Genomic DNA, 9976 nt, shown 5'->3' with positions numbered 1-9976 from the left:
GGATTCCCAAGGGACTCTGGTGAAAACCGCCAGAGGTTTAGGAATTTGTCTAGGAGATTAATGAACGTTAGAGTCCTGACCTTGTAGCGGCAAATACGGCAAATATGAGAAAAGGGACACAAGGCAAAATCAGGCTTTATGTCCCTTACTGCTGATAATTTTTTCTGGTTAAATAGGGTTCGCTTTAGCGCTACCACGCATTATTGGCGGTATGGCGGCGAGATCCACCACGATTATTATCTCGGGGTCTGGCTTTATTAACTCTGAGCTGGCGTCCCATCCACTCAGCACCGTCTAGTTGGGAAATAGCAGATTCTTCGTGAGCTTCGTCTGTCATCTCGACAAAAGCAAAGCCTCGAACTCGACCTGTTTCCCGATCTGTGGGTAATACGACTCGCTTGACAGTGCCATAATCAGCAAATACTGTTTTTAAGTCGTCTTCGGTGGCTTGGTAAGACAGGTTTCCGATGTAAATGGTCATTTGAAATCGATAAGGCTGAACGAAAGGCTAAAGTTCAGAGCCACAGACGAAAACTCGAAAATGCAAATAGCTTAAAGTTTTGTCTGGTAATCCGTGGTTAGTTTCCAGGGTGATCAACTAGGAATGTAGCTGCCCAACCAAAAATCTCACCAAAGGTAGAACTGAACTTACAGATATCGTTAATGATAACCTAAGTATTGGTTTCTAGTCGGTTATCTAGCTTACATCCTGGACAGAACGCGATCGCGGCTTAACCTCGGAGTTCTATTCAATCGAGATAGATTGAGGTCCGTTCGTCCTGCCATTGTCACTTCCTGTCGGAGTGGTTGTATAGCTGGTGGAACCCGTTTGCTGATCGAGCCAACTTTTAACAGGGTCATCTGAAAGATTGAGTCGAAACACTCCCGAACAAAATCCGCCTAAGAATGCTACAGGCTGTTGGCACAATTCTTTAACGATAGGGGTGAGTTCATCAAGAAACATTGGTGAAATTATCCTCCGGTCAATCAAAAGTTTGCTTAGGGGTGGAATGGACAAAACCCAACCCTCTATTTGCCAAGACTGATGTCCCTAATTTATAGGCAGAGTGGCATTACCATTATCTTACTCGCCAAAGCACCACAAAAAAACGAGTAAGGCAACAATTAGGGTTAATGAGGTGAACGGTTTCAATGAATTTAAGATATCCACCGGAAACAAGACGAGAACCTCTGAAAATAGCCAACTCATAATCAGCAGCAGCGAAATCAAGATAATTAAAGGCACAGTACCTCCAGAGCCAAACGAGTGTGGCAGATGCCAAGGTGTCACCTCTTCAACTATATATAAGCGGGAAATCAGATATAACAAGAGTAGACAGTCTGATCAACTGGTACTCAAGGGGGATAGGCAAAGAAGTTAACAATCAGTGTTTCCAGGAGAGTTAAGCTATGTTACGGCAAAGGGGTTCTCAAGTATTAATAGCCATGGTGATAGCGCTAACGGCTACACCCGTTTTATCCCAGTCAGCGAATTTTGGCACGTTAACCTTATCACCCGGATTTTCCTCGGAAAAGGGAGCGGCGATAGGTACGACAGGGGGTTCATTTTCATTGCCGTCGCTAGTGAACCGCGATCGCGAAAATAATCCTTGTCTGGGTTATGCAGAAGAAACTCCCGATCACATCATAAACTTAGAAGAAGATTTTAATCAGCTCCAGATAGCCGTTGATAGTGGCGGTCAAGACACCACATTATTGATTACTGGACCCAATGGCTTTGCCTTGTGCGGTGATGATACGGGCGCCAGTAAAGATGCTAGCGTAGAAGACTCAAGCTGGTCGGCAGGAGAGTATAAAGTTTGGGTGGGAACCATCAATCCCAATCAAACCTGGAACTATACCCTGACTGTGCGAGAGTAGCCAAGAACGATAAGATAGTCAAGGAGTTGTTTACGTTTGTTTGTCTTAACTCGCTTGTGCTATCCACGTTTTTAGCTGACTTCCACATCATCTTTGAGCGCGACCCCGCGGCTCGCAACTGGTTCGAGGTTTTATTATGCTACCCCGGTCTACAGGCACTCCTGTTTCACCGCCTCTGCCATTGGTTACATACTATCGGGATTCCGTTCATCCCTCGTTTTCTTTCTCAGTTTTCTCGCGGCTTGACGGGTATTGAAATCCATCCCGGCGCCCAAATTGGTCAAGGTGTCTTTATTGATCATGGCATGGGTGTTGTCATTGGTGAGACAGCAATTGTCGGTGATTACTGTCTTATTTATCAAGGCGTCACCCTAGGGGGTACAGGGAAAGAATGTGGCAAACGCCATCCCACCTTAGCAGAAAATGTTGTTGTTGGTGCGGGTGCCAAGGTTCTCGGTAACATTCAAATTGGCAACAATGTCCGCATTGGTGCAGGTTCAGTCGTTTTGCGAGATGTTCCGTCTGATTGTACGGTTGTTGGTATCCCAGGTCGCATCGTTTATCGTTCTGGAGTGCGCGTTAATCCCCTAGAACATGGTAGTTTGCCAGATTCCGAAGCCACTGTGATTCGATCATTAGTGGATCGGATTGAAATCCTGGAACAAAAGTTGGCAGAGTTAAGCGAAAAGCGGTCATCGGCACCTGTGCAAAATTGGCGCGATTTGAATTCTGATCGGGTTCCGATGGTTACGGCGGATAGCTGCCAACTTCGAGATAAAGCGATTCAGCAATTTTTGGATGGAGCTGGAATTTAGAGTTTTACCAGAATTCACCTCTTAGCCAAGGACAAAGGATGGAGGATGGAGGCGGGAACCAGGATATTCTAATGCTTCATCCTTCATGCTGCACTAAGCTGATGTGCTTTTCAATTGAATATTCCGTTCCCTGTTCCCTTTGATTAGTACATGCGACTCAGGACGTAATCAGTTAGCTCGACTAAAGCTGTCGTAGCGGGCGAGGGTTTCAAGGGCGTCAAATTTTCTAAGGCGAGACGAGCATGGTAAGCCGCCAGTTCACGCGATCGCTCAATACCCCGACTCTCCATAACTAATGCCAAGGCTTGGCTAATGTCATCCGGTTGGGCAAACTCTCGCTCAATCAATACCTCTAGGTAGGGTTTTTCTTCCATAGCATATAAGACAGGGGCAGTTAGATTCCCGCTGCTTAAATCAGAACCCGTCGGCTTGCCCAACACTTCTGTGGATGCGGTGAAATCCAGGATATCATCAACAATCTGGAAGGCTAAACCCAGATGATTTCCATAGCGATACAGATTTTCGGCAAAGTCAGCTGAGACGCCACTCAAGAGTCCGGCTGACTTGGAACTGTTGGCAATCAGGGATGCTGTTTTCTTGTAGGTCTTTTCTAGATAGGTATCAATGGTGGTACTCGCTTCAAATCGCGTCAGTCCCTGCTGAATTTCTCCCTCCGCCATATCCTTAATCACTTGGGAGAGTAACTTGACCACCTCTAAGTTGTTGAGATTAGCCAGATACCAAGCGGATTGACCAAACAAAAAATCTCCCGCCAGTACCGCGATGCGGTTATTGAACATATTATTAACCGTGGGGACATTGCGACGGACTGATGATTCATCCACGACATCATCATGAACCAGAGACGCGGTGTGAATCATTTCGGTAATTTCCGCTAGACGGCGATGACGGGGGGTAATGTCAGAATCCAGCACCGTCGCTCGCGCAATCAATAGGACAATGGCTGGTCTTACCCGCTTGCCCCCAGCCCCAAATAGGTGTTCTGCTGCGGCATAGAGGATGGGGTGACGGGCACCCACTAGGTTCTTTAAGTTCTCGGTCAGCAGATAGAGGTCTGCTTCAACAGGGGCAAAAAGGGAAGTCACTGAGGTCATGGATTGGGCGACTCAGAAATTAGGTTACGAAAGTTTACATATTCTTTCCTTAATTTTAAGCGAAGCTTCCCAAGTAGGGAAATCTGTTTGACCAATAACCTGACTGGGAGGACTCCCTGGAATTGTATCAACTTATTAAGTTGATCAGAAAATTCCTAGAAATTGCTGGAACTCTTATGTTAAGCTAAATATTAAGGATTTCAAAAGATTAATCGACCGATTGACTCCGAGATGGTAGGGACAACTAGCTTCCTTACCTTTAGGTTAAGGTGCCGTTAGGTAGGCAGAGATAGCCTCAAGGTTTTGGATTGACGGCTTGGTAGTTTAACTAAGTGTCGTCCTCTATTTTAGATAAACAGGAGCTTTCCGGTAGGAAACCTGTCAAGCTTGCTCCAACTGAGTTGGAGAAAGGCTTGTACACATCACCGTCAGTAGTAGTGAAGCAACCGAAAAGCTGGGGAAGTTTTCCCCGGGGTTCATGGTGTCAGGGTTTATTGCCCCCTGGTCAGCTAGTACCGTTGCCTCAGCTTCTATGGAATCTTACATAACTTTGCTGTTCGTTCATACTATGATTTACACTGATATGCCTTTGATTATTCCTGTTCTGGCAACTGTTTATTTGGTCGCGATTTACTTGCTGTTAATGGTAGCTCAACGCACGAAAAAGAGTTCGCAATCCCTAGCTAACTCTTTGACCGATGTTTATGCTACTTCAGTGGGTCTGACACCAAACACTACATCTTCAAGGGATGAAGTAGAACAATCGCCAGCTTCAACGGTTCAAGAGGTGAGTAGTCCACCACTGACTTAACCATTCATACCACTCTAATCTACAGGGGTCAGACCCGATACGGGGGTTAACTAACAGCCCGTAAATATCTAGACAAATAGTGACATAAACAGACATTTTCTCTGATATAATCAGGCAATGTCTAGTTTAACCCCCCAAGTAGAGACGTAGCATGCTACGTCTCGACTAGGTGTGACGGTAGATGCTCATATCCACCAGAGGACTGGTGAAAACGTTTGACTCTGGACGTTAGCGTTTAGCCCAGTCTCTCTAACCCCCAATTCAAATAATTCTTATTATTACTATTTATTAGCATCTCAGGGAACTTGTCGGAAGTTCTAGGTTGAAGGAACACCCTTGAAGAAATTCTCGACCAAGACTTGCGCTTAAGGTACGATGTCGTTTAACTTAGATTGTTTGCCGATAAGAACGCCTGTAGTTGCATGACTTCAGATTCTGACCAACTATTATTTATGTCAACGGTTGCCGAGAGCGACATGGCAATGGATTGCCAGTCTCAAGTCCGCCTGAAACAGACCGAGGAAGGGCTACAGCTTATCTTGCCCTCAGTGGAAGATATGTCCGATGCCAGTTGGTCTGATCTGTGGCAGCAGTTTAAGCATCGCTGTCATGGAAGCGATCGCTTTTGGCAAGTGCCGGGTACAGTAACTCTGATGGCAGGTGAGCAGCTTTTGGATGGACTGAAGTTACAAGCGATCGCGGATGTATTGAACGACGTTGGGCTACGAATCTCGCGGGTAAACACCAGCCGACGACAAACAGCCGTTGCTGCGGCGACAGCCGGGTATTGTGTCGAGCAACAATCGGCTACCTATTCTCTCCATCAAACTCCTGAACCCACTCAGGACTTAACTGAACCCCTATACTTACAAATGACCGTGCGATCGGGTGTAGAAATTCGGCATCCTGGTACTATTGTTATACTGGGAGACCTAAATCCGGGGGGTACAGTGATTGCAGCCGGAGACATCTTCATCTGGGGACGTCTACGCGGGGTAGCTCATGCGGGAGCTGATGGCAATCGTTCCTGTCGGATTATGGCTCTGAAAATGGAACCCACCCAACTCCGAATTGCGGATGCTGTGGCTAGGGCACCGGAGACGCCACCGATTGAGTTTTATCCAGAAGTGGCGTATGTCACACCCCAAGGTATTCGTATTGCTAGAGCTGCTGATTTTGCTAAGACCCAGTTATTGTTAAATTCATGAGTCGTATTATAGTGATCACCTCTGGCAAAGGAGGGGTGGGTAAAACAACGGTTACGGCGAATTTAGGCGCGGCGATCGCGAAATTAGGTCGTCAGGTGGCACTCGTTGACGCCGATTTTGGATTGAGAAACTTAGATTTGCTCCTGGGGCTAGAAAATCGGGTGGTTTATACCGCCATTGAAGTATTCGCAGGGCAATGTCGCTTAGAACAGGCGTTGGTTAAAGACAAGCGCCAAGAGGGATTGGTACTGCTTCCGGCTGCCCAAAGCCGGAACAAGGAAGCGGTTAGCCCTGAGCAAATGAAAAAACTCATCGCTTTGCTATCTCAGAAGTATGAGTACATCTTGGTTGACTCTCCCGCCGGAATCGAAATGGGATTCCGTAACGCGATCATTGCGGCGTCGGAGGCGTTAATCGTGACGACGCCAGAAATTGCGGCGGTGCGAGATGCTGATCGCGTTGTGGGTTTACTGGAAGCTCAAGGCATAAAGCGCATCTTCCTGATTGTCAATCGTCTCAAACCCGCCATGGTGCAAGCTGACCAAATGATGTCTGTGCAAGATGTCCAAGAGATTCTGGCAATTCCCTTAATTGGCGTCATTCCTGATGATGAGCGCGTGATTGTTTCTAGCAATCGGGGCGAACCCTTAGCTATGGCGGAAAATCTCACTCTCCCCGGTATTGCTATTCACAATATTGCTCGGCGTTTGGAAGGCGATAAAGTTCCCTTCCTGGATTTGATGGCAGAACATGACACCTTGATTAATCGTATCCGTCGCATGTTCCGCAGTTGAAGTATTGAAATTTTGAGTGTTGATAAAATTAACCCAACTCATCACTCCCCACTCCTCACTCACCACGGATGCAAAACCCCATGATTAGCGAACTTCTAGAACGACTTTTTCCCTGGACAAGTGCCAGTAACAGTCGAGCGGAAGTAAAACGCCGCCTACAACTGGTTATTGCCCATGATCGCGCCGATCTCAGTCCAAAGATGATTGAGTCAATGCGTCAAGAAATCCTAGAAGTAGTCTCTCGTTATGTGGAGATTGATCAAGAGGGTTTGGAGTTTACCCTAGAAAGTAATCAACGGGCAACAGCGTTAATTGCCAATCTCCCCATCCGCAGAGTTAAGGAGGAAGAACCTCCCTTACCGTCTGTTGACTAAAGCAGAAAATCCCTTTTTGCCCTGGCGACTTTTTCCTATTCTTAGATACATTTTTATGGGCAATAAGATGAGCCACTTACCAAGTTTGGCGATGAAGAAGTCTAGGTACAATCTCAGTAGCAAATAGGGTAAGCAGACTGTAGCGCCAATAGGTGACCCATCCTTGATTTCGCCAGTCCCCTAAAACCCATATTGAACCGATAAAAAGGGCTAATACTAAGATTAGACCGATTCCGCCAAAGATTAATCGCCCTTTCCAGGTGGAGGGCGGTGTAAACTGAGGTTGGGTGAGAAAAAACCCTATAATGACACCTAAAGAACGCGCTAAAGGTTCCCATACAGTTGCTAGAAAAAATGTCACGACAACAACAGTAACCCTAACAATAAACCTCGGTTTTACCGGAATAGACCAGACTGTACCTATCCCCGCAAAAAGAATACCTACAATCAATCCGCCGACTACATCTAAAGGAAAGTGAACCCCTAAGTAGAGGCGTGATATGGCAATTAGGGGAAGAATAATTATACTCCACACCCATAGCCAGAGACGGCGATGGTGTAACGATAAGTAAATCCAAAACGTTGTTGAACCTTGGACGTGTCCACTGGGAAAAGAGGCATTTTCACTTGTCGCGATCGCGTCAGCAGAGGCGATATCTGACTTTAACTCGAAGGGACGAGGCATGTCAAATAGTTCTTTGAGGATTGTATTACACCCATAACTAATCCCTAAGAGTAGTCCTAACTGACGACCTGTCCACGGATCGATTAACCAGTAATAGAGGGTGAGGAAGGCGATGTAGGCATAGTCTGAACCGAGATTGGTAATCGCAAAGACTAAAGGCTCTAAGCGCTGTCCTAGCAGTTCCTGAATCCATTCAATCGTTGTCATCGCGCCTTAAAATTTTGTTAGCTTCTCCCTATAGGGTCATTTTAAATTATCCCTAAACACGCTAAACTCGTGTCATTTTCTCAATCAGAGACTGATGTTGGGGATAACGCTTGATTAATTCCTCTCGCTTGCCTAATTCAAAATCATTAAAATCAAATCCGGGAGCAACTGTACATCCTACCAGGGAATAGGATTGCGGATTATTAACAGTCGCGCTAAACCAATCTCCCGCTTTGACTACGGCTTGAAACGCTTCACCCTCGTCCAAATTTTCACCTAACTTGATTGGACGATAGTTTCCCGATTGCTCAACAACATGAATGGTTAATGAAGACCCAGCATAAAAATGCCATAACTCATCGGACTTGATGCGATGAAGCGCCGAAAACTCAGTCCCGACTAAGAGAAAGTAGATAGCTGTTGAAAAATTACGACGTCCCGAAAATCGTTTGGGTAGATTCTCGTGGGCTATTTCTTCATCAGATCGATAAGTCTCTTTGTAATACCCTCCTTCTGGGTGTTTTTGAAGTCCCAGCTTTTCAATCCAATATCCGGCATTTTTGGTTAACATATAGTTTAGGGCTAGGAAGCAATATTTTTGAATTGAACATTATTTCATTTGTAATTTATATCATATCTATTTCAAAAAATATTATTTATTTCTCCCTGACAGCTTTGCTGCTTATGCCATCTGCCCTAAGCCCTTTCTGATTGGCTTAATTCCAGAGGTTACTTGATGAATCCATCCCACATAATCGGTTTGCACCCGTTTAAAAAAAGCCGCTATCATCCAATCCTCTACACTATGAGCAGCATAGTCTTTTGAATAAGGTTCTCGGAAGAGTTCTATCAACCAGTAAGCATAACGAAGTTTCCGTTGATTTCCATCCAGAATAATTAATTGTCCTCCAGGTTTCAGCAAGCGAAAGCATTCTTGTACAATTAACTGAGAAATCTGAGGTGGCGTTTCGTGCAATACCATGGAGACTGTGACTAAATCAAACGAAGTATCATCAAAAGCCGCAGTTTCAGCTAAACCATGCTGCCATTTTATATCTAGCCCTGCTTGCTGTGCTTTGTAATCTGCCACAATCAGCATATACGGAGACAAATCTAATCCGATAACAACGGCTTCATGAAAAGCCTGCTTTAACATCAATGTTGTCGAACCTGTACCGCAACCCAGATCAAGAATTCGACTGGGTGGCTTTTCAATAGTCGTTATTAACTGTTCGCGAATCCGAGTTTCATTGGGTGGGGAAGCATAAGCTGTCACAGTATCATAGGTGATAGCTGCTATAGGATTAAGATAGCCGCCTTCAATACCATGAAAGTTTGGCTGGCTATAATAGTCGGGATAAATGAGATTAGTTTGTTGGAAACGTTCACTCTGCTTTTGCCAATCAATGGTTTCATAGAACTGGAGTTGATCCTGACCAATCAGAACGCTTATGATTGGCTTCAAAAAAAGTTCTCCTATTCGGTTATTACGGATAGACATGGTAATCTCTTCCTCTCATCACTTGTCTCTAATAAAAACAAATACTGGGCGACTAGCTGCACAAATTGACACAACTAACCTATGATTTTTATCGGGTCGCCCTGCATCAGATATCGGAAATTAAAAGCAAACCCTGTAGGGGCGACCCGCTGCACAAATGAACATGACCAACCGATCAATTTTATCGGGTCGCCCTGAATTAGGTATGGCAATTAAAGGTAGACACCGCCCAAAAAAAACAAAAAAATTAACATAACCACCCTAATTTTATCGCATAAACACTCCATCAGGTATCGGTAATCAAAAACAAACCCTGTAGGGGCAACCTGCTGAACAAATGAACATAACCAACCGATAAATTTTATCGGGTTGCCATGAATTGGTAGGGGCAATTAAAGGTAGAAACTTCCTGCCGAAAAAACGCAGAAAATTTAACAATATCACCCTATTTTTATCGCATAAACACTGGATAAAGCATCAGAAATTAGGAGGCAAACACCGTAGGGGCGACCCGCTGAACCAATGAACATAACCAACCTATTAATTTTATCGGGTCGCCCTAGATTAGGTCTGGGCAATTCAAGG

The 9976-nt window shown here is 45.2% G+C and carries 13 protein-coding genes; 6 read left to right on the top strand and 7 right to left on the bottom strand.

The window, feature by feature from the left end; all coding sequences use genetic code 11:
• Positions 1–190 precede the first annotated feature (190 nt).
• From ACLFWI_RS19540 to ACLFWI_RS19530, 3 genes are all read right to left on the bottom strand, one after another.
• On the bottom strand, positions 191–481 hold the full coding sequence (locus ACLFWI_RS19540; RefSeq protein ID WP_446414294.1) for an RNA recognition motif domain-containing protein: 291 nt from the start codon (positions 479–481) through the stop codon (positions 191–193).
• A 264-nt stretch (positions 482–745) separates the two neighbouring features.
• Positions 746–964, bottom strand: a complete 219-nt coding sequence (locus tag ACLFWI_RS19535) for a hypothetical protein (protein WP_446414293.1) — start codon at positions 962–964, stop codon at positions 746–748.
• A gap of 120 nt (positions 965–1084) precedes the next feature.
• Positions 1085–1330: a hypothetical protein gene (locus tag ACLFWI_RS19530; RefSeq protein ID WP_446414292.1), complete on the bottom strand. Its 246-nt coding sequence runs from the start codon at positions 1328–1330 to the stop codon at positions 1085–1087.
• Between the two features lie 80 nt (positions 1331–1410).
• On the opposite strand from ACLFWI_RS19530, the gene ACLFWI_RS19525 reads away from it, so the two are divergent.
• On the top strand, positions 1411–1881 hold the full coding sequence (locus ACLFWI_RS19525) for a hypothetical protein (protein ID WP_446414291.1): 471 nt from the start codon (positions 1411–1413) through the stop codon (positions 1879–1881).
• Between the two features lie 56 nt (positions 1882–1937).
• Positions 1938–2696, top strand: coding sequence for a serine O-acetyltransferase (cysE, locus tag ACLFWI_RS19520; protein WP_446414290.1), 759 nt, complete (start codon positions 1938–1940; stop codon positions 2694–2696).
• A gap of 143 nt (positions 2697–2839) precedes the next feature.
• Here the strand turns inward: cysE and sds are convergent, their stop codons facing one another.
• Positions 2840–3811, bottom strand: coding sequence for a solanesyl diphosphate synthase (gene sds, locus ACLFWI_RS19515; RefSeq protein WP_446414289.1), 972 nt, complete (start codon positions 3809–3811; stop codon positions 2840–2842).
• Between the two features lie 568 nt (positions 3812–4379).
• On the opposite strand from sds, the gene ACLFWI_RS19510 reads away from it, so the two are divergent.
• The 4 genes from ACLFWI_RS19510 to minE all read left to right on the top strand — a co-directional run bounded on the left by ACLFWI_RS19510 (position 4380) and on the right by minE (position 6998).
• A complete protein-coding gene (locus ACLFWI_RS19510) occupies positions 4380–4622 on the top strand; it encodes a hypothetical protein (protein ID WP_446414288.1) in 243 nt (80 codons plus the stop codon).
• 422 nt (positions 4623–5044) lie between these two features.
• Positions 5045–5830, top strand: coding sequence for a septum site-determining protein MinC (gene minC, locus ACLFWI_RS19505; protein ID WP_446414287.1), 786 nt, complete (start codon positions 5045–5047; stop codon positions 5828–5830).
• Positions 5827–6624, top strand: a complete 798-nt coding sequence (gene minD, locus ACLFWI_RS19500; protein ID WP_446414286.1) for a septum site-determining protein MinD — start codon at positions 5827–5829, stop codon at positions 6622–6624. Before minC ends, minD begins: the two co-directional genes overlap by 4 nt.
• A gap of 80 nt (positions 6625–6704) precedes the next feature.
• The gene (gene minE / locus ACLFWI_RS19495; RefSeq protein WP_446406519.1) at positions 6705–6998 is read left to right on the top strand and encodes a cell division topological specificity factor MinE; all 294 of its coding nucleotides are present in this window, start codon (positions 6705–6707) and stop codon (positions 6996–6998) included.
• A 76-nt stretch (positions 6999–7074) separates the two neighbouring features.
• Here minE and ACLFWI_RS19490 read toward each other — a convergent pair whose 3' ends face one another.
• From ACLFWI_RS19490 to ACLFWI_RS19480, 3 genes are all read right to left on the bottom strand, one after another.
• Positions 7075–7890 carry a phosphatase PAP2 family protein gene (locus tag ACLFWI_RS19490; protein WP_446414285.1) on the bottom strand — a complete coding sequence of 272 codons (816 nt, stop codon included), beginning with the start codon at positions 7888–7890 and terminating at the stop codon, positions 7075–7077.
• Between the two features lie 61 nt (positions 7891–7951).
• Positions 7952–8461, bottom strand: a complete 510-nt coding sequence (locus tag ACLFWI_RS19485; RefSeq protein WP_446414284.1) for a cupin domain-containing protein — start codon at positions 8459–8461, stop codon at positions 7952–7954.
• 111 nt (positions 8462–8572) lie between these two features.
• Entirely contained in the window at positions 8573–9391 is an 819-nt protein-coding gene (locus ACLFWI_RS19480; RefSeq protein WP_446414283.1) for a class I SAM-dependent methyltransferase, read from the bottom strand.
• Positions 9392–9976 lie beyond the last annotated feature (585 nt).

It is taken from the genome of Coleofasciculus sp. (assembly GCF_046539235.1).
GTDB lineage: Bacteria > Cyanobacteriota > Cyanobacteriia > Cyanobacteriales > Coleofasciculaceae > Coleofasciculus.
The sequence above is the reverse complement of the archived record's forward strand: the minus strand, read 5'-3'. Positions and strand labels throughout refer to the sequence as shown.